This window comes from Chitinophaga costaii, assembly GCF_900094705.1.
Taxonomy (GTDB): Bacteria; Bacteroidota; Bacteroidia; order Chitinophagales; family Chitinophagaceae; genus Chitinophaga; species Chitinophaga costaii.
On the sequence record NZ_FMAR01000008.1, the window covers coordinates 90,692 to 111,580 of the forward strand.

Below are 20,889 nucleotides of genomic sequence, written 5' to 3' on the forward strand. Positions count from 1 at the left end.
ATGAAAAGAAAACTAAGCATGATGGCCGTGTTGCTTGCGGCCAGCCTTACAACCTATGCGCAGCAGCACCATTATGACCCACCCTGGAATACGCCGCCTCAAAGCAAGGTGTCATTTACCGTTCCTGGCATCGATAATATACCCGACTTGTATGGCGATATCAATGACCCGCAACTGGTGGTATTCTTCGGCGGTAACCAGTTTATGTGTATAGACGACCTGCTCAGCGCTTTTAAGAAGGCCTATCCTGCCTACCAGCGCATCTTTGCAGAAACGCTGCCGCCGGGCATCCTGGCCCGGCAGATAGCCGGGGGAGATCTTACCATTGGCAACCTGCACATCACCCTGCCCCCCGACGTATTCACCGCCGGCAAGGGCCAGCTCCACGAAATGGCGGCCCTCTTCAGCGATACTGCTTCTTATACGGCCAATAAGCTGGCCATCATGGTACAGCAGGGCAATCCCAAACACATTCACGGGCTAAAAGACCTGGGGCGTGCAGGCGTGCGCGTTAGTATGCCCAATCCCGCCTGGGAAGGCATTGGCCAGCAGTTACAACACTGTTTTGTAATAGCCGGTGGGGATAGCCTGCGGCAAGCGATCATGAACACGAAGGTAAAAGATGGCAGTACTTTCCTTACCCAGATCCATCACCGCCAAACGCCCATGCGCGTGCTGTACGACCAGAGCGATGCCGGGCCGGTATGGTATTCTGAAGTGTATTACCAGCAATTAATTGGCCACCCGGTAGATCTTATTCCTATACCCGACCAGGAAAATATTACGGCCATATACACCGCCGGCGTGATGAAAAATGCACCGCATGCACAAGCGGGTAGAGATTTTCTGCACTTCCTGCAAAGTACTGCGGCCAGGGAGGTGTATAAGAAATATGGTTTCGATGTGTGGTAGTTGCAGTCAGGCAGGCCTTCCTCATAAAGACAACCCGCCCAAATATTTTTTGACTAAATTTACCAGCATGGGTCATCAACTATGCTGCGCAATTGTCTAGTGAATCTGAACATATCGACCAGGAATTGATCCGGCAAATGGCTGCGGGGTCTGAAGCTGCCTTTGGGAAGCTATTCCAGCGGTATTGGGAGAAACTATATATTACTGCTGGCCGCAAGCTGGGGGATACGTCGCTGGGCAAAGAAGTGGTACACGACGTTTTCCTGGACCTGTGGCGCCGCCGTGAAACACTGGCCATTACCAACCTGCCGGCCTACCTGGGCAAAGCCCTGCATTACCGCATTATTAATAAAATGGTGGGCAAAAAAGACACCTTCTTTTTTGATGTACTCGAAAACCCGGGTGCCTCCCTGTATGCCGCCGACCAGGCTTTGCTGGAAAAAGATTTTACCGCTTTGCTATCGTCCTGGATAGCGGCGCTGCCGGAGCGGCGGCGGGAAATTTTTGTACGGTATTATTTTCAGCACCTTACCACGCAGGAAATAGCCAGCCAGTTGGATATTTCCCAGAAAACCGTGCAGAATCAGCTTAGCATTGCGGTACAATTCCTACGCGCCCACTTTGGGCATTTGCTGCCAGTGCTGCTGCTGGCGGCCACCATTTCCCACCACAAATAATTATTTTCAAAAAAAACGGGGGAAGGTCGGGAAGATCTTCCTTTTTTCCTGACTATATATAAAACAGCCATCGTGAAGTATCCTACCGATATGGATAAACAGTTCTTTTTCCAGCTCCTGGAACGTTATGCCGCCGGCACTGCCAGCCCGGAGGAGTGCGTGTTTGCGGAGCGTTACCTGGAGGTGCTGGACCTGCGAAAAGGGCCGTCTGTAGCACCTTTGGAGGAAGAACTGTCTGCTACCGGCGAGGAAATGTATAACCGGTTGCTGCTGGCTATACGGGAAGAAGCCTCCCAGCCGCTGCCGATGCGGGTGGTGCACCGGGTACACTTTTTACGCAGGAACTGGTGGGTGGCAGCAGCAGTGCTGATAGTGGGCATCTTGGGCGGTTACATTTGGTACAATAGTGAGGGCCATATGCACCACATAAATACCGCCCAACAGCAGGACGTAGCCCCCGGCAGGAGCGGCGCCGTGCTCACCCTGGCAGATGGCAGCCAGGTGGTGCTGGACAGCCTGCACAATGGGGTGGTAGCTACCCAGCAGGGTGCGCAGGTAACATTGCACAACGGGCAATTGTCTTATAACGGGGATGTACATACGAAAATAATGGCCTACAATACCATGACCACGCCCCGGGGTCGCCAGTACCAACTGGTGCTGCCGGATGGTACGCAGGTATGGCTGAACGCTGCCAGCAGTCTTACCTACCCGGTAAGTTTTGCCGGAAGCGAAAGAAAAGTTTCCGTGCGCGGAGAAGCCTATTTTGAAGTGGCGCAGGAAGCCGGAAGGCCTTTCCGGGTACAGGTGAGCGATGGTACGGAAATACAGGTGCTTGGCACCCGCTTTAACATCAATGCTTATCCTGATGAAGCCAGTATGAACACCACCCTGCTGGATGGCGCCGTGAAGGTAGTGACCAGCGGTGCTTCGCAGCGGCTGTTGCCCGGAGAACAAGCCCAGGTACCTCACCAGGCAAGTTATATAAAGCTGGAAAAAGACGTGGATGTACAAACCGTGATGGCTTGGAAGGAGGGGAGTTTTGCTTTTCACAATGCAGACCTGCCCACAGTAATGCGGCAACTGGCGCGCTGGTACGATATAGAAGTAAGGTATGAGGGAGCTGTTCCGAAAGATAGGTTTAATGGGGAGATCGATCGGTCGCTAACGTTGTCGCAGGTACTCAATGGCCTGGCCCGGACCAGCATTCATTATAAAATAGAGAACGGTAACAAACTGGTCATCCAGCCATAAGCCGCATTTTTATAAAAGTAAAAGCATAAAAAAAACCGGGTGCAAAGATTGGCGTCCTACCCCGGCTTTTGTTTGTGTTTTTCGTAAAACAGGTGTCTATTTCTGCTTATCTCAAAACTAAACAACGTAAATGTATGTAAAAATCACAGCTTTTCATCCCGTCTCCGCTATTTCTCTCCTATACAGAAGGGATGTATGTATCAACCAAAACTGTTGTAGACCGGTATCTACCAAACGATTGCCAACAGCTTTATCTCCATCAGCTTCGTTCAATTCAACCAACATGTAGAACGCAGGTACCGCTTTAAAAAGACATGCCATATTACCGCAAAGCCGGATGCAAAGATTGGCGTCCTACACCGGCTCCCGGAGAATGCTATGCCTACAAAAAAAACAGGTGTCACAGCGCTGCTATTTTTAACGCTAAAACAAGGCAACGTATGCAATTCAAATGCTTTGTCCTCCTGATGCCACTACCCCGTGTGCATCGGCAGGGCTTGTCAACCAAAATCGGCTTAATGATGAAACTGACTGTTGTGCTGCTCTTCGTTTTGGTGTTGCAGGTAAGTGCAACCACCATGGCGCAAACGGTAACTTACACGGGCAAGGCAGTGCCCCTGGAAAAAGTATTTACCGCCATCCGGCAACAAACCGGGTACAAATTCTTTTATCGTACGGAAGACCTGCAAGGCACGCCTGCCGTGACCCTGCAACTAACGAACGCCAGTCTGGAGCAGGCATTAAAAGCCGCGCTGGCCGAACAACCTTTGTCTTACTACCTGGAAGGCAAAACAGTTTTCATCAGTAAAGCCCCGGCACCGGTAGCTGTAGCCCCGGCTGCGGAAACGCCGCCCGGTGAAGTGCATGGCGTAGTGCGCGACAGCAAAGGACGCCCCATTCCCGGTATTACCGTGATTGCCAAACATGCCCGCACGGTAACCGTGTCCAATGAGCAGGGCATGTTCCAGTTCCGCAATCTTGCTATGAGTGATACGCTGATGTTTAGCAGCGTAAGTTATGAACCGGTAACCCTGCCCATCAATGATTTTATGACGGTGATAATGCGGGAACGCACGGTGGCCCTGTCTTCCGTTACCGTCACGTATAATAACGGTTACCAGGTGCTGAGCGCCGAAAGAGCTACCGGCTCCTTTGGCAAACCGGATATGAAAGTATTTCACGAGCGCGTGGGTACGAACGACCTGGTAGCACGCCTGGAAGGACAAGTGGCCGGTTTGGTCGTAACGACCGGGCTTAATGCTTCCATCGTAAACCGCAACGGCAGTGGCGCGAGCGTAAATGCCAGCGTGCTGCGAGGTACGGACAATACCAACGGCGATCAGCCGCTGTATGTGCTGAACGGTGTGATCGTGCATGACTTCAGTGCAGTGAATTCAGACGATATAGAAGATATTACCGTATTGAAAGACGCTGCGGCTGCCGCTATCTGGGGCGCCCGCGCTTCCAACGGTATCATCGTGGTAACTACCAAAAGCGGTACGAAGAACCAGCGGCTTACCGTGAGTTATTCCGGTTACCTGAACTACCAGGGTAAACCCAATTTTGGCTACCAGCCTATGATGAATAGCCATCAATTTATTCAGGCGGCCAGGGAAATCTTTGACCCGGTTTCCTATCCTTATAGAAGTCTTACCTATAGCACCATTGCACCGCACGATCAGTTCCTGTATGATGCGTACAGGGGTAAAATCACCCAGGCCCAGGCCAATGCAGGGCTGGACAGCCTTGCGTCTGTTAACAACTGGAAGCAGGTAAAAGATCTTTTATACCAGCCTGCCCTTACGGACAATCATTCATTATCAGTGTCTGGCGGTACCAATGCTTATTCGTTTTATGCTACGCTGGGGTATACCGGCACGCAAAGTAATACACCGGGTACCAAGAGCAACGCTTACCGCATCGCCATTTCGCAGGATATGAACCTCGGCAGCCGGGTACACATAGGCCTTAATACTACGATGATCAACACCATTGGCAGCCAGGATAATGCGATAGCGATCTCTCACGGTTTCCTGCCCTATCAAATGTTCCGCGACAACGAGGGGAATAACCTGGACATGAACTACCTGTATGGACTGTCCGACTCGCTGCGGCGCGATTACGGTGCAAGAAGCCGTATTAACACGGATTACAACCCGATGAACGAGCGTAAATATGGCTACCAGCATATCAATAATCTCAGCCTGAATGCTACGGCCAATATCGCCGTGGAAATCTGGAAAGGCATTCGTTTTGAAGGCACCTATGGTTACCAGAAAGCGCCCGGTAGTAATCAATACTACCAGGACAATAAAACCCTGGCCCAACGCAAAAACAACATCGCCTTTACGGTGGCCCCCACGGTAAATGCTGTGCCCGTGTATTACCTGCCCCTTACCGGTGGTTACTACATATCCACCAACAACGACCAGCGCAACTGGACCATACGCAACCAGTTAGTATACACCGCTACCCCCCGGGGCGGCAAGGATGCACTAAGCCTGCAGGCCGGCCAAGAGGCCCAGGAAGATTATACCTACCGTACCGACGCTACCTCTTATGGCTATAATAATCAACTGGGCAGCTCCGCCCTGGTAGATTACAAAACACTGAGCCAGGGCTTGTTTGGTACCGTAAGCGGCTATGGTTTCCTAAGTAGGCAACCCTTTACGATCAATACTACTCTTACCCGTTACAATTCTTACTTTGCTTTGGGCAATTACACGTTTAACCATAAGTATAGCGTAGACCTTAACTGGCGGCAGGACCATAGTAACCTCTTTGGCAGTGATGTGTCTTCCCAGAATAAACCTACCTGGAGTGCAGGTGCCAAATGGCATATCGCTGGTGAGGAATTTTTGCAACCAGTAAAATGGCTGAACGACCTGGCCCTGCGTGCCACCTATGGCATCACCGGCAATTCGCCCTACCTGGGTGCCGCCACTTACCAGGATGTATTGTATAGCGTGCCGGCATCGCAAAGCGGTGGTGTGGCCGGCGATGCCCTGAGCATCAGCAGTCCGGCCAACCGGAGTGTAACCTGGGAACGTACTAAAACTACCAATATTGGCGTTGACTTTGCCGTGCTGAAGCGCCGCATCAGCGGTGCCATAGAGTGGTACGACCGTATTTCCGATGGGTTATTGGCGTCCACTCCGCTCAACCCTTTCTCGGGTTATACCAGTACTAAAGGCAACCTTGGAAAGTACACCAACCAAGGCATAGAAATTACTTTACACACACAGAATATCGTCACGGAAAACTTTAGCTGGAGCAGCACCTTCCTGTTTAGTTATAACAAAAACAAGCTGGTGGCCATAGGGATACCCAATTCTTATCAAAACACGGTAAGCTACCGCATGCAAGGCGTATCCTACCTGCCAGGCTTTGCTACCAACCCGCTGTTTGCTTACAAATTTGCAGGTCTGGACAATATGGGCGATCCGCAGATCCGGCTCACGGACAAGACGATCACCAAATCGCCTACTGCGCCCACAATCAACGATATTTATTACATGGGCACCACCGTGGCGCCGTATAATGGAAACCTCGCCAATACTTTCCTTTACAAAGCATTTTCCTTCACGGCTAATATCATTTATAATTTAGGTAATGTAATGCGCCGGGATGTAAATACTTTCTACACGGGCCGGCTGGGTGCCAGTTCTTCCTTTGGTTCGGACAACTACGCACCTTCCTTCCTGGACCGCTGGAAACAACCGGGCGACGAAGCGCATACCAATATTCCTGCTTACGTGCCGGGCTACCAGAGCTACAATAGAAGAAATACAGACTTCTACACCAAAGGCACCTTAAATGTGGTAAGCGCCTCTTATGCCAAGCTGCGCGACATGACGCTGGCATACACCCTGCCGCCCAGCACCCTGCGCACCCTGAAGATACAGCGTATGGAGGTGTATGTGCAAACGACCAACTTCATGATATGGAAGGCCAATCACGATGGGATAGATCCGGAATACCAATCACTGTCTTACGGAGGCAGGGCCCTTCCTCCTTATAAACACGCTTACAACGTGGGGCTGAACCTCACTTTTTAAATTACCCTTAAACTAAGCAGGATCATGAGAAAAATACTCGCCTGGCCGCTATATATATCACTTATACTGGTATTCAGCCAATGCAAAAAAAGTTTCCTGGAGGTAGTTCCGCAAGGCAACCAGGTGGCGGTGACCACCTCGGATTACGACTTGCTGATGAATGACCCTAACTTCTATAACGAGCCATATGCCGGTGGCTGGCAGGAACCTGTGCTGATGGGCGACGAAGTGTCTGCCCTGGGCGCTTACCAGGATAACCTGCCTGTACCTTTCGAAGCAAGGCTGTTCCAATGGCAGGATAAGATCAATTATGAAGAAGATCCTTTGCCTTTTTTTATTACGAACTGTTTGGGGTATATGTACACCTTCAATAAGGTGATCAGTGAAGTAGATGGTGCTACCGAAGGAACCGATGCACAAAAAACGGCCCTCAAAGCCGAAGCCAAGGCCAATCGTGCTTTCCTAAATTATTCGCTCATCAATTATTATGCGAAGCCCTATGTAGCTGCCACGGCGGCCACCGATCCGGGGTTTCCCATCATTACGGAGGCCGCCGTAACGGGGGTAACGTATAACAGGGGAACCGTGCAGCAGATGTATGATTTCATTATACAGGATCTGAAAGACGCCGTAGCCGGCCTGCCAGTGCAGCAGTTGTACAAGACCCGCTTTTCCCGGCCTGCCGCAGAAGGACTGTTGGGCAAGGTGTACCTCTTTATGGGTCGCAGCAGCGATGCTTTGCCATTGCTGAATGCCGCCTTTGCCGACCTGGCCACGGCTGGCAATACTACGCTGTATGACTACAACCAAACATTTGCACCAGGTGGCGCTTTCTTACCCATAGATCCTACTTTTGGGCCTGCTAGTAATTTTAATAGTCTTACTGATCTTACAGAAGATGTAGTAACCCGCATGTTCATCAATAGCACTTTTAGCGGCAACCAGTTGGGCAACGATGGGCTGGTGTTGAGCAACGAAGACAAGGCGCTCTATGATCCCCGCGACCTGCGCCTGTTGCTATACACCCAGAATGACCCGGATGGAAATTCTAACCCCAACGGGTTATTGCGTAAATATGGTTCTACCTATACCCGCTGGGGCTTACAGCTATCCGAACTATACCTGCTGCGGGCCGAATGCAAAGCCCGTCTTAACGACCTGCCCGGCGCCATTGCCGACCTGGAAGTGTTGCGTAGCCACCGCATGCCGGCAAACATTGCCCCCGTGCCGGCGGTGGCAGCCGCCAGCCAGGCCGCCCTGGTGCATTTTATCATCGACGAGCGTATCCGGGAATTTGCGCTGGAAGGCTATCGCTGGTTCGATATGCGCCGGCTTTCGGTAGATCCCCTGTATGCCGGTATAACGTTTACGCATATACACTATAATACAGACGGCACTACTACCAGCTACACCCTGAACCAACCCAACCGTTTGGTTTTACAGCTTCCCCCGAAGTATATAGAAACCAATCCCGGCATGGAAAACAATCCATAAAAATTATTTCCGCCACACCACACATCATCAACATGAAAACGATAGTAAAGCTCGAACACCTGTCGCATAAATACGCGACAGCCTGGGCGATCCGTGATATTAATATGGAGATTGCCGATACCGGCATCGTAGGTTTGCTGGGCTCCAATGGGGCCGGTAAATCCACTACGATGAACATTCTCTGCGGGGCGCTAAACCAAACCGAAGGCAATGTGTACATCCATGGCATCAATATGCGGGAACATCCCCAGGAGGCTAAGCGGGAAATAGGTTTCTTGCCGCAAAACCCGCCGCTGTACATGGATCTTACGGTAAACGAGTACCTGCACTACTGCGCAGATCTGCGCCTGATGCCCAAAGAAAAAATAAAACCAGCCATGGACGAGGCCAAAGAAAGGTGTGGTATTGCGCATTTCAGCCAGCGCCTTATCCGCAACCTTTCCGGCGGCTACCGCCAGCGCGTGGGCATAGCCCAGGCCATTATTCATAAGCCAAGGCTCGTCGTTCTCGACGAGCCTACCAATGGGCTGGACCCCAACCAGATCATCGAGGTAAGGGCATTGATCAAAGACATTGCGGTAGATAGAGCGGTGATCTTTTCTTCCCATATTTTATCGGAAGTGCAGTTACTCTGTAAGGAAATCAAAATGATTGAAGGCGGGCGTATAGTATTTTCCGATAGCATGGATGCATTCAACAATTACGTAGAGCCGCACAGTGTGCTGCTGCACATGGAAAACCCTCCCACGGAAGTGGAACTGCTCGCCGTGAGCGGGGTGACGAAAGTAGACTTCCTCACGGCCAGGCAGGTACGCGTGTATTTCAACGGCGACCAGGAAATATCGGAACGCCTCATTACCGCCAGCGTACAAAAAGGCTGGCGCCTGCGGGAGATCAGCATCGATAAGAGCGCGCTGGACGAGATATTCAAACAATTGTCGAATCAAACATCCCTTCAATCTTAATCATTCATGAAGACGGTATTTAAAATTTCCAAAACGGAACTGCTTACCTTGTTTTATTCCCCCATTGCCTGGTTCCTGATCATTGTATTTTTGGTGCAATGCGGTATGGCCTATATCGGCATGGTAGAAAGTAATGTGAGAACGCAGGAGATAGGCGGCCTTGGACTGGACTATATGAACGATCTCACCGGCCGTATATTTGGCGGCCGTAGTGGGGTGTTTAGCAGTGTGATGGAAAAATTATATTTCTATATTCCCCTGCTTACCATGGGGCTCATTAGCCGGGAAACCAGCAGTGGTACCATTAAGCTCCTGTATTCTTCCCCCATTAAAGTATGGCAGATTGTGCTGGGCAAATACTTTAGTATGATGGTATACAGCCTGCTGATGATTTTTATGCTGGGCATTTTTATCGTATGTGCAAAGTTCAATTTGCAACATGCAGACCTGTCTATGCTTTTGTCGGGCGCACTGGGTTTCTACCTGCTGCTGTGCGCTTATGCTGCCATTGGTTTGTTTATGTCCAGTCTTACCACTTACCAGGTGGTAGCTGCGGTAAGTACCTTTGTCATGATCGGTGTATTGAGTTATATAGGTAAGTTGTGGCAGGGCATAGCAGTAGTGCGCGACTTCACATATTTCCTGTCTTTGCAGGGCCGTACGGAACATATGTTGGTTGGCCTTATCACCTCCAAGGATATTTTTTATTTTGTGATTATCGTGTACATTTTCCTGGGCCTTACCATCCTGAAATTAAAAGCGGGTATGGAGTCTAAATCATTGGCTGTACAGGTATTCCGTTATGTATCAGTTGTTATCTCAGGCATGGTGCTGGGCTATATTACGAGCCGGCCCGCACTGGTGGGCTATCTGGACGCTACCGCCCAAAAAACGCATACCCTCACACCCACGGTGCAACAGCTTATGCAGGAAATGGGGAATGATAAACTGGAAATCACCGCTTACAATAACCTGCTCGGCAGGTATTATTATGTAGGACTCCCCGAACAGCGGAACAGCTTCCTGCAGTTATGGGAACCCTACTTGCGCTTTAAACCGGATATTGATTTTAAGTATGTGAATTATTACGATACTTCTTACGATAATTCCATGATGATGTTTGGCGCTTACAAAGGCAAAAATACCCGCGAGGTGGCGGAACAAATTGCCAAAGGCTCCGACATCGATCTGTCTGATTATAAAACGCCTGCCGAAATTCGCCGTATCATTAATTTAAAACCGGAACTGAACCGCTTTGTAATGCAGCTGCATTACAAAGGCCGTACTACTTACCTGCGCATTTTTGATGACCAGGTAACTTTTCCCGGTGAAACGGAAGTGGCTGCCGCATTGAAACGCTTGATGCAGGCGCATATGCCGAAGATTGTTTTCCTGACCGGCGAGCTGGAACGCAGTATACTGAAAACGGGCGACCGGGAAATAAATAGGCAGGCCAATCTTATCACCTTCCGTTATTCGCTGGTGAACCAGGGCTTTGATGTGGATACTTTGAATGCCAGTACCCAGGACATTCCCACCAATATTTCCGCGCTGGTAATTGCAGACCCCAAGATGGCATTCAGTTCGCTGGCACTGGAAAGATTACGCCGTTACATTCACGATGGAGGCAACCTGCTGGTAATGGGAGAGCCGGGCAAACAGTCCGTAGTAAACCCATTGCTGCAACAGGTAGGCGTACAGCTTATGGAGGGAGAAATTGTACAACCCAGCGAAGATATGGCCCCCGACCTGGCCACGCCGCAGCTATCTTCCTTTGCCGCTACCTTTTCCAAATCGCTTGCAAAAGCTTTTAACGATTCGGTGCCGGTAACCAATCTTGGCGGTACTGCTTTGTCTTATACGTCAGACAGCGGTTTTACCGTTCACCCGCTGCTGGTGACCAATGAAAAGAAAAGTTGGTTAACCAAAGGTAAGCTGGTAGCCGATTCTGCCACCGTTGTTTTTACGGCGGCCAACGGGGACGAACAAAAAGCTTTCCCCACCGCCCTGGGTCTTACGCGCCAGGTGAATAACAAAGAACAGCGCATCATTGTAATTGGCGACGCAGATCTGATGAGCAACGCTGAGCTTGTAAGGTACAATGTAAAAGCCGCCAACTTTTTCTTCAATACCGGCATGTTTAGCTGGTTAAGCTACGGCCAGTTTCCTATCGACGCATCCCGGCCCGATGGAAAAGACAAGCGCATGAACATGACCAGTACTGGCGTTGCCCGCCTGAAGTTGTTCTTGGTATGGATACTGCCCGCCGCTGTGCTGCTGGTGGCAGCCATCCTGCTCATCCGTCGCAAACGGAAATAGCTGGTAGAAACGGGTGCGGGTGAGGGTTATAAAGTACTGCTACACACCTTCCATCATCCTTGTTACAGTACATAATAAAAATGTAAATGCTATTCACGACCGATAAACAAACACTGGAAGATCTCAATATTTTTGGCAAGTATGGGAGCGATGCAGTGTACCATATCTTTAACCGCACGGTAACCCGTGGTGGAGCGGCGGTACTGGAAGAAATGTTTCAATATCCACTTACCGACGAAAAGGCCATTAACCGGCGCAGTGGCATTATACAATATTTTGCTGCTGCAGGTAAAGACTTTCCCTTCCCCGCCAGTTATTTCGATGCGATAGCACCTTACCTGGCCAATACGGATGAGCGCAGCAAACTGACTGGCGATGCGCCCAATATTGCCCGGAAAATTTCCCACCTGGTGGCCATGGATGGCGATACCGTGATGATCCATAAAGGCATAAAGGCATTGGCAGCGCTGCTCAAAGGCATGGCGCAATTTATAAGCTTGCTGGATATAGCTGCTGGTCATCCCTACCGGCTGGATAAAGACGCAATAGATGCCTTGCTGGCAGCACCAGACTTTGCCCCCGTGCTGGCCCTTGCCGGTGTTGCAAAACTTTCGCAGGACCAACTGGTGGCCTACGACACATTGTTTCGCTTCCGGCATCGCCCTGCCATACAGCGTTTGCTGACCTACATTTACCAGCTAGATGTATACCTGTCTGTAGCCAAAGTAGGTGCAGCGCGGGGATTTGCTTCACCGAAGGCCTTGCCCAAAGAACGACAGGTATTAAACCTGCAAGGGGTATACCATCCGCAGGTGAAAAATGCCGTGCCAAACAACCTGCATATTTCGCCGGAGAGCAATGTATTGTTTCTCACGGGGGCCAATATGGCGGGCAAATCTACCTTTATGAAATCGCTGAGCATCGCGCTGTTCCTCGCCCACATGGGCTTTCCGGTGCCGGCGCGCGTTATGGAGTTTTCGGCGCTGGATGGTATTTACACGACCATTAACCTGCCGGATAACCTGGGCATGGGCGCCAGTCATTTTTATGCGGAAGTACTGCGGGTGAAAAAAATGGCGTACGAACTGGGGCAGGGCAAAAACCTGTTCATCGTATTTGATGAATTGTTCCGGGGTACCAATGTAAAAGACGCGTACGAAGCCACCATAGCCATCACCCAGGCCTTTGCCCGCAAGCGCAATAGTCTGTTTGTGATCTCTACCCATATTATTGAAGCAGGGGAAGTACTGCGGGAAAAATGTTCCAACGTGCGCTTCTTGTACTTGCCCACCCGGATGAATGGTCATCATCCCGTATATACGTACACGTTAGCAGAAGGCATCACCGACGACCGCCATGGCATGGTCATCATTCACAATGAGGGCATCCTGGATATGCTGAAGGCTGGTCTTCATAAAAAATAAGTTTATGGCTTTTATTGCGGATAAACAAACGCTGGAAGATCTGAATTTGCTGGGCAAGTTTAAGCCACAGTCTATCTATAACCTGTTTAACAAAGTGCGCACCACTGGTGGCGAGCGGCTGTTGGAGTCCATGTTTCAGCAACCCCTTACTGATCCGGATGCCATCAATATCCGCAGTGGTATTTTCCGTTATTTCCAGGACAACGCCCTGGTTTTTCCGGTGTCGCAGACGGTGTTTCTCCGGGCGGAAAACTTTCTGAGCCAGGGAACAGGCGGTAACAAACTGTGGGTACTGGCCATGAGCCTGCGCAGGAAAATAACGGCCACCCTGCTGCGCGACGGGCAGTTTGCAGCTTTGCAGGATGGCATGGCTGCAACCGTGGAACTACTGCGTTCCCTGCGGGCCTTTGCCGCCGTGCTGGATACCGCTGGCAGTCCTTACCATGCCCAGGCCACGGAACTCAAAGCACTACTGGCAAACCAGCGACTGGATGGGGTAGTGGCAGCATCTGGCCACTTATCGGCCTGGCAACAGGCCCGGTACGATTTCCTGCTGCGCAATGCCCTGCGCGATGAAATAGAAAAAATATTGAATCATCTTTACGCGTTGGATGTGTATATGGCCGTGAGCGAGGTGGCGAAGGCGCGCAACTTCACTTATGCACGGGCATTGCCCAAAGCGCAAAATCTGGTGCGCACCACGGCGCTGTACCATCCGGCGCTGGAACATGCGGTGGCCAATTCTATTGACCTGGATAGCCAGAGCAACCTGCTATTCCTCACGGGGGCCAACATGGCGGGCAAATCTACCTTCATGAAATCTTTTGGCATTGCGGTATACCTGGCCCACATGGGCTTTCCGGTGGCAGCACATCACATGGAGTTCTCCGTGCGCGACGGCCTGTATTCCTCCATTAACGTGCCGGATAACCTGAGCATGGGCTATAGCCACTTTTACGCCGAGGTGCTGCGGGTAAAAACAGTGGCCCAAGATGTGGCAGCAGGGAAAGACCTGGTAGTGATCTTTGACGAACTGTTTAAGGGAACCAATGTAAAAGATGCATACGATGCCACGCTTGCGGTAACCGCCGCATTTGCGGCCTACCGCCATTGCTTTTTCCTCATTTCTACCCATATTATTGAAGTAGGCGAAGCCCTTAAAAAGGAGCGTATTGGCGGCCAATATGCCTATATGCCCACCGTTATGGAGGGAACAATACCCCGTTATCCCTACCGCTTAAAGGAAGGAATTACCAATGACCGGCACGGAATGATGATTATCGGTAATGAACAAATTCTGGAAATGATGTAGGTTTGAGGAAGAATTCTAAACCAACGATTAAAAAAAACAACAATGTCTAAACTTAGCTTTCGTGGCTATGCCAATATACTGGCATTAGCTGCGCTGTGCGCCGGTATGCCTGTAGGCGGCCATGCACAATCTCTTCCACTAGATCCGGCCGTCCACACCGGGAAACTTGCCAACGGTTTTACTTACTACATCCGCAAAAACACAGAACCTAAACATCGCGTGGTATTTTACCTCGTGAATAAGATAGGGTCCATGCAGGAAGTTGAGAACCAGCGTGGCCTGGCCCATATGATGGAACATATGAGCTTTAATGGTACCACGCATTATCCAAAGAATGAATTGGTAGAATACCTGCAAAAATCTGGTGTGCGTTTCGGTGCTGACCTTAATGCTTACACGAGTTTTAATGAAACAGTATACCAGTTGCCCCTGCCTTCCGATGATACCAGTATCCTGCGCAATGGTCTTCAGATCATGCGCGACTGGGCTAGTGAAGCTACCCTGGACCCCGTGGAAATAGACAAGGAAAGAGGCGTGGTGCTGGAAGAAAAACGTCTGCGCAATGGTGCAGGTCAGCGTTTCCAGGACATTGCCATGCCTTTGCAGGTAAACCATAGCCGCTATGCCGATCGCCTGCCCATAGGGTTGGAAAGTGTTTTAAAATCATTTACCCCGGCTACCCTCCATGCATTTTACCAGGATTGGTACCGGCCAGATCTGCAAGCGCTGATTGTTGTAGGTGATATCGATGAAGCTGCCATGGAACAGCAGGTAAAACAATTGTTTGGTACGTTAAAGAACCCTGCGAAGGAAAAAGTACGGGAAACTTATAAAATACCACTTACCGGCAAAAACCAGTTCCTTGCATTCACCGACCCGGAAATACAGCGCGTGCAGTTGGAAATGCTGATAAAACTGCCCGGAACGGAACTGAAAACAAAGGCAGACTACCATCGTGTACTGGTGGAAGCCGTGATGAATGCCGCTTTTGACGAACGTTTTGAACAGATAATGACCCAGGGCAACCCGCCCTACCTGCAAGCCGGCGCCAGCAGTAACGATTTTATGGCAAACCTGCACGGGTTTTCTTTGAACGTTGTGCCTAAACCTAACCAGCTGCAAGCCGCCTTTACCGCCGCATGGACGGAAGTACAACGTATGAAAGCCTATGGCCCCACGGAAGCGGAGCTAGACCGTGCCCGTAAAAATATGCTGCAACAGTATGAGATGGCGTACAAAGAGCGGGATAAAACTTCTTCAAATGCTTATGTGAGGGAATATTTGCAGTACTTTTTGAAAGGAACAGCCGCTCCCGGCATTGGTGCAGAATATGAACTGGCAAAGGAAATACTACCCCAGATCACTATTGCTGAAGTACACGCGTATGCACAAAAGGTTATTCAAAATACTAATCGCGACATCTACATCCAGGCCCCGGAAAAAGAGAAAGCCAGCCTGCCTTCCGAAGCTACCGTGAATGAATGGATAGCGGCGGTAAACAATACCAAGCTGGAACCCTGGAAAGAAGCTGCTAGCGGCGATGGCCTGCTGAAAACCTTGCCCATGGCTGGTAAAGTAATAAAACGCAGTGGTCCTGACAGCATTGGCGTATTTTCCTATACACTGAGCAATGGTGCTACTGTGTTAGTAAAACCCACTGATTATAAAAACGACGAGATCATCTTCACTGGCTTCAGTGCTGGCGGTACCTCTTTATATCCCGACAGCCTGTTCATGTCTGCATCCAATGCGGCCGGGGTGATTGCTTCCAATGGGTTAGGCGACCTGGACCCCGTAGCATTATCGAAAGTGCTGACCGGTAAATCTGCCCAGGCTTCCCCTTTCATTCAGGAACGTTACGATGGCATACAGGGTAGTGCATCACCCGCCGATCTGGAAACAGCCTTGCAACTGCTCTACCTTGAGTTTACGGCTCCTCGTAAAGACACGGTGATATTTAATGGCATGATCAGCCGCTCAAAGGCCAGCCTGATAGGACGTAGCAACAACCCCGATGCAGTGTTTTCCGACAGTGCCAGCGCTATCCTGGGCATGCATCATTACCGCCGCATGCCGGTTACGGAAGCGCGCATTGAACAAATAAACCAGGATGCAGCTTATCGCATTTACAAAGAACGTTTTGCCAATGCAGGTACATTCACCTTCATTTTTGCCGGTAACATAGACACCAGCAAATTAATTCCCCTGGTAGAACAATACATCGGCGCACTACCTGGCCACGCGGCCACTTCTTCCTGGCAAGACCTGGGCATTCACATTCCCGAGGGTAAGCTCAGCACCACCGTGTTCAAAGGAGACGACAACAAAGCCAACGTAAATCTCATTTACAGTGGACCGTACACTTATAATGAGAATAATAACATGGATTTGTCTGCACTGGGTTCCATCCTGCAATATCGCATTACTGAGCGTATCCGCGAAGCGGAAGGCGGTGCCTATTCACCCCGTGCCGGCGTAAGCTTCAACAAGCTGCCGCAGTCGCGTTATGCTTTCACTATCCAGATTACCTGCGCACCGGCCAATGTAGAAAAACTCGTTACCGCTACCCAGGAAGAAATTGCGAAGCTGAAAGCAAATGGTCCTTCTACAGACGACCTTACCAAATTCACCGCCGAAACCAGCCGTAGCGTAGAATTACAACTGCGCTCCAATGGCTTCTGGATGCAATACATTTCCAGCCATTTGCAGAACGGTGATCCCATGAGCAGTATCCTGCGCTTTAACGATCGCCTGAAAAGTGTAACCGTAGATCGCTTGAAACAGGCTGCTAACCTGTATTTCAACGATGCGAATTTTATCCGCCTCGTGCACATGCCTGAAAAGAAATAACTGCCCAACCGCAGTATAATTGCTGATAGAAGAAGGCCTCCCAGATTTGAAAAAGTTTGTGGAGGCCTTTTTGTGGGAGAGATATTGCCAATTTGTATAGCCAGAAGGCGATGTAACACGGGGTCACGGCCACGCATACACTGGAACAGTCTGGCGTGGCAAGGGCACAGTATCCGGGAGATGGGCGTTGTTGCTGCGGGGAAGGGGGGAGGCAGGTGGGTGCGTCGTACTGTAGTCTGATATGCCCAAACAGGGCAGCGCCCTGTTGCGTGCCACGCCGCTGCCAGCTACTATTGGCGAAAATTCCTGTGCAGGCCAGTGGCCCCGTGGGATACATGGGTTTAAAGTACAGTATGGTGGCTGTTTTTAAGGGATTACGCCCCTGGGTGAAGTGGGATTGTCTGGGGCAGACAATTGTTTGGCTGATAGTTTGCTATTATCAGGTTATCTGGAACATGGATGCAGTGGTTCGCCACCCGCCATGACTGAAAAAATCACCCATCCATCTGCCCGGGTTAAAAGCGGGCCAATAGTAAGAAAACACAAAACCTACAAATGAGAAGTGCAACCTATGCAACAAATGGACACTAAACGGATGCTTGCCCATAAAATGGTGGAGGGGATCGAAGACTATGCTGTACTTTTACTGGATATAGAAGGCAATATTGAAAGTTGGAACAAAGGGGCCGAAAAAGTAAAAGGTTACAAAGCCGAGGAGATCATCGGCAGGAATTTTCGTGTGTTCTATACGCCGGAAGACTTGGACAGTGACAGGCCTTCCGAAATTTTGAAAATCGCCTCGGAAAAAGGTGCTGCCCGGGACGAAGGCTGGCGGCTGCGCAAAGATGGAACCCGCTTCTGGGGCAGCATTGTTATTACGGCTATTCAAGATGAAAACCAGGAAGTGATCGGCTTTTCCAAAGTAACCAAAGATATTACCGCCCATAAAAATGTGGAGGAAGCGCAGCAACGTTACCTGCAGCAACTGGAATCCCGGCACCGCGAAATAGAACAGCTTACCTACATCGCTTCCCACGATCTGCAACAGCCTTTGCGCACCATCACCCATTACCTCTCTATGTTTGAACTCAAATACCAGCCGATGGTAGAGGAACAAGGGCGCATGTATATAGAAGGGGTCATGAAAGCCGCCGCGCGCATGCGGGAACTTATTCGCAACATGCTGGAGTATGCTACGCTGGGCGTACAAAAAGCTTTGAGTGAGGTAGATACTAATCTGCTGCTCGATGAAGTGAAACAGGATCTCTACGAAACCATTACTAGTGCCGGCGCTATCGTGGAGAGTGGTACGCTGCCCCTGCTGCGTGGCTACCGGGTGGAATTACGGCAGTTACTGCAAAACCTGGTCAGCAATGCTATCAAGTTTTCTCAACCCGGCATACCACCCCATATCAAGGTGTCTGCGGAATATGCTGCCGATAAATGGATATTTTGCGTGGAGGATAATGGTATTGGTATAGCAGCGCATAATATTCCCAGTATATTCATGATGTTCCAGCGCCTGCATTCCAAAGAAGAATACCCAGGGGCCGGCATTGGCCTGGCCTATGCAAAAAAGATTGTGTTACTGCACAATGGACAGATATGGGTGCAGTCTGAGCTGGATAAGGGGAGCCGCTTTTACTTTTCCATCCCCAATACACTTTAAGCTATTCAATACAATTTCCGGGTACTGATCACTTGCCCATCCTGCAATTCAATGGTGCGGTCGCTCTTTTGGGCAAAATCGTTGTCGTGCGTAACGGCCACAATGGTTTGCTGGTCGTGGTGCGCCAGGTCTTTTAAAATGTCGAACACGATACCGGTATTTTTGCTATCCAAATTGCCGGTAGGCTCGTCGCCCATAATGATCAGCGGATCGTTGATAAGGGCGCGGGCAATGGCCACCCGCTGCTGCTGGCCACCAGAGAGCTTGGCAGACAGTTTCAAAGCCTGGTCTTCCAATCCCAGCATTTTTAACTTAGCATACGCCCTTTCCTCTATTTCCTTCCTGGAGTATTTTCCCAGCCGCAGGGCCGGTATCATTACATTGCGCAGGCAGCTGAATTCCGGCAGCAGGTAGTGAAACTGGAATACGAACCCTATCTTTTCATTGCGCAAAGCCGCCAGGCGTTGTTGCTGCTGCCCCGTGATCCGTTCCCCTTGTATGGTGAGCAAGCCATCGTAATCCGTATCCATGGTAGATAAAATGTACAGCAGGGTAGATTTGCCACTGCCCGACTTGCCCACCAGGGTTACAAATTCGCCCCGGTTCACCTGGAAAGAAATATCATTCAGCACCCTGAATTTTTCGGGGTCGTAAAAATATTTTCCAATCTTATCTGCCTGCAAAATGATTTCTGGCTGCATATAATTATTTTCTGAAAATAGATACGGGGTCTACATTTGCGGCCTTGCGCGCCGGAAAATAACCGGCAAAGAAAGTAACGATCAGCCCAAATAAAATACCACGGGCATACATTTCAGGTTCGTAGGTGATGGGAAAGTAGCCAATATCGCCCCCCACATACACGCGGGATAGAAAGAAGATCATGGTAGAACAGCAGAGCAGCCCGAAAATAATACCTACCCCTCCAATCAGCATGGCCTGCTGCACGAAAATGCGCACCACATCCCGCCCCTGGAAGCCCATGGCCTTGAGAATAGCGATCTCGTTGATCTTTTGGTTAATGGTCATGTTTAAAATATTATAAATGCCAAAACCAGCCACCAGCAATATACTCAGGGAAATGAAATTGATCATGATGGTGCGCATACGCCCGGCGGCTACCAGGGTTTCATTGGCAGCCTTCCAGTCTTCCGCCTTATATCCAGTGAGGAAAGATAGCTGCTGGGAATAGGCTGGGGCATGGTCATAATCTTTCACATTCACATCGATGTCGCTCACATAACTGGGACTTTCCTGTTTTAGCTGGCGGGCGCTGTTAATATTGATGTAAGATTTGGTCTTGTCAGTATTGGAATTACTGGTCTTGAACATGCCCACTACTTTCATCACCTTGGTAACGTTGCGGGAGGAGGTAATGGTAATGTTATCGCCGGTTTTTACACTCATTTTACTGGCCACGCCTACACCCACCAGCATACCATTGGGCGTGTTTTTCAGGGCCTGTATGCTGCCTTCCACGATGGTTTCGCTAATGCTGAACATCTTGTCTGCTTCTGCTATCTCTACGCCGGATGCCACGCCGGCAATCTGGGTGCGGCCACTGTTGTAAAATACATCTACCCCTACCTGCGGGGTGGCAATCACTACCTCTGGTTGTTGTTTTAACAGAGCTAGTACCTGGTCGGGGTTAATGATCTTTTGGCTTTCGGGTATCACACGGGGATTTACGATGAGGGGCAAGCTGCCCGAATGGGTAGCAGGGCTTAGCGGTGTGCTAATCTCATCGTCTTTGTACACCCGTATATGCGGTACATTCTTAAAAATGCTGGCGTCTGATTTACGCGAGAAACCAGCCGCCATGGAGTTCATGAAAATATAAATGGCAATACCGATCGTTACGCCCAATGCCGCCACTGCCGTAAGTTTTCGGCTGGTGGTGATGTAGGTGATGGATATTTCCGAATCGATATTGTGCCGGTGCGTACCTGCCATGA

Annotated in this window: 13 protein-coding genes; 11 read left to right on the forward strand and 2 right to left on the reverse strand. The window is 50.1% G+C overall.

What is annotated here, in order from left to right:
* The 11 genes from GA0116948_RS12540 (at position 1) to GA0116948_RS12590 (ending at position 18,934) form a co-directional block, all read left to right on the forward strand.
* Positions 1-912, forward strand: coding sequence for a molybdate ABC transporter substrate-binding protein (locus tag GA0116948_RS12540; RefSeq protein WP_089712674.1), 912 nt, complete (start codon positions 1-3; stop codon positions 910-912).
* Positions 913-1,004: 92 nt separating this feature from the next.
* The gene (locus GA0116948_RS12545) at positions 1,005-1,589 is read left to right on the forward strand and encodes an RNA polymerase sigma factor (protein WP_089712676.1); all 585 of its coding nucleotides are present in this window, start codon (positions 1,005-1,007) and stop codon (positions 1,587-1,589) included.
* Between the two features lie 72 nt (positions 1,590-1,661).
* Positions 1,662-2,843, forward strand: a complete 1,182-nt coding sequence (locus GA0116948_RS12550) for a FecR family protein (protein ID WP_089712678.1) — start codon at positions 1,662-1,664, stop codon at positions 2,841-2,843.
* A gap of 518 nt (positions 2,844-3,361) precedes the next feature.
* On the forward strand, positions 3,362-6,901 hold the full coding sequence (locus tag GA0116948_RS12555; protein ID WP_165798453.1) for a SusC/RagA family TonB-linked outer membrane protein: 3,540 nt from the start codon (positions 3,362-3,364) through the stop codon (positions 6,899-6,901).
* Positions 6,902-6,925: 24 nt separating this feature from the next.
* Positions 6,926-8,395: a RagB/SusD family nutrient uptake outer membrane protein gene (locus GA0116948_RS12560; RefSeq protein ID WP_089712682.1), complete on the forward strand. Its 1,470-nt coding sequence runs from the start codon at positions 6,926-6,928 to the stop codon at positions 8,393-8,395.
* Between the two features lie 32 nt (positions 8,396-8,427).
* On the forward strand, positions 8,428-9,360 hold the full coding sequence (locus GA0116948_RS12565) for an ABC transporter ATP-binding protein (protein ID WP_089712684.1): 933 nt from the start codon (positions 8,428-8,430) through the stop codon (positions 9,358-9,360).
* 6 nt (positions 9,361-9,366) lie between these two features.
* Positions 9,367-11,679, forward strand: a complete 2,313-nt coding sequence (locus tag GA0116948_RS12570; protein WP_089712686.1) for a Gldg family protein — start codon at positions 9,367-9,369, stop codon at positions 11,677-11,679.
* Between the two features lie 86 nt (positions 11,680-11,765).
* Positions 11,766-13,103 (forward strand): MutS-related protein, encoded by a 1,338-nt coding sequence (locus GA0116948_RS12575; protein ID WP_089712688.1) that lies wholly within the window; start codon positions 11,766-11,768, stop codon positions 13,101-13,103.
* Positions 13,104-13,107: 4 nt separating this feature from the next.
* Positions 13,108-14,415: a MutS-related protein gene (locus GA0116948_RS12580; RefSeq protein ID WP_089712690.1), complete on the forward strand. Its 1,308-nt coding sequence runs from the start codon at positions 13,108-13,110 to the stop codon at positions 14,413-14,415.
* Between the two features lie 42 nt (positions 14,416-14,457).
* A complete protein-coding gene (locus GA0116948_RS12585) occupies positions 14,458-17,265 on the forward strand; it encodes a M16 family metallopeptidase (protein ID WP_205686134.1) in 2,808 nt (935 codons plus the stop codon).
* A gap of 571 nt (positions 17,266-17,836) precedes the next feature.
* A complete protein-coding gene (locus GA0116948_RS12590) occupies positions 17,837-18,934 on the forward strand; it encodes a sensor histidine kinase (RefSeq protein ID WP_089712693.1) in 1,098 nt (365 codons plus the stop codon).
* Positions 18,935-18,939: 5 nt separating this feature from the next.
* On the opposite strand, the gene GA0116948_RS12595 is transcribed toward GA0116948_RS12590, so the two are convergent.
* Both GA0116948_RS12595 and GA0116948_RS12600 read right to left on the reverse strand, forming a co-directional pair.
* Complete coding sequence (locus tag GA0116948_RS12595; protein ID WP_089712695.1) at positions 18,940-19,635, reverse strand: ABC transporter ATP-binding protein; 696 nt, start codon at positions 19,633-19,635, stop codon at positions 18,940-18,942.
* Positions 19,636-19,639: 4 nt separating this feature from the next.
* Positions 19,640-20,887, reverse strand: coding sequence for an ABC transporter permease (locus tag GA0116948_RS12600; protein WP_089712697.1), 1,248 nt, complete (start codon positions 20,885-20,887; stop codon positions 19,640-19,642).
* Between the last annotated feature and the right edge of the window lie 2 nt (positions 20,888-20,889).

Excerpts from the sequence above, each read along its gene's own strand:
- GA0116948_RS12600 (WP_089712697.1), bottom strand. The coding sequence starts at position 20,887 with ATGGCAGGTACGCACCGGCACAATATCGATTCGGAAATATCCATCACC.
- GA0116948_RS12595 (WP_089712695.1), bottom strand. The coding sequence starts at position 19,635 with ATGCAGCCAGAAATCATTTTGCAGGCAGATAAGATTGGAAAATATTTT.
- GA0116948_RS12555 (WP_165798453.1), top strand. The coding sequence starts at position 3,362 with ATGATGAAACTGACTGTTGTGCTGCTCTTCGTTTTGGTGTTGCAGGTA.
- GA0116948_RS12575 (WP_089712688.1), top strand. The coding sequence starts at position 11,766 with ATGCTATTCACGACCGATAAACAAACACTGGAAGATCTCAATATTTTT.
- GA0116948_RS12590 (WP_089712693.1), top strand. The coding sequence starts at position 17,837 with ATGCAACAAATGGACACTAAACGGATGCTTGCCCATAAAATGGTGGAG.
- GA0116948_RS12565 (WP_089712684.1), top strand. The coding sequence starts at position 8,428 with ATGAAAACGATAGTAAAGCTCGAACACCTGTCGCATAAATACGCGACA.
- GA0116948_RS12570 (WP_089712686.1), top strand. The coding sequence starts at position 9,367 with ATGAAGACGGTATTTAAAATTTCCAAAACGGAACTGCTTACCTTGTTT.
- GA0116948_RS12580 (WP_089712690.1), top strand. The coding sequence starts at position 13,108 with ATGGCTTTTATTGCGGATAAACAAACGCTGGAAGATCTGAATTTGCTG.
- GA0116948_RS12585 (WP_205686134.1), top strand. The coding sequence starts at position 14,458 with ATGTCTAAACTTAGCTTTCGTGGCTATGCCAATATACTGGCATTAGCT.
- GA0116948_RS12560 (WP_089712682.1), top strand. The coding sequence starts at position 6,926 with ATGAGAAAAATACTCGCCTGGCCGCTATATATATCACTTATACTGGTA.
- GA0116948_RS12540 (WP_089712674.1), top strand. The coding sequence starts at position 1 with ATGAAAAGAAAACTAAGCATGATGGCCGTGTTGCTTGCGGCCAGCCTT.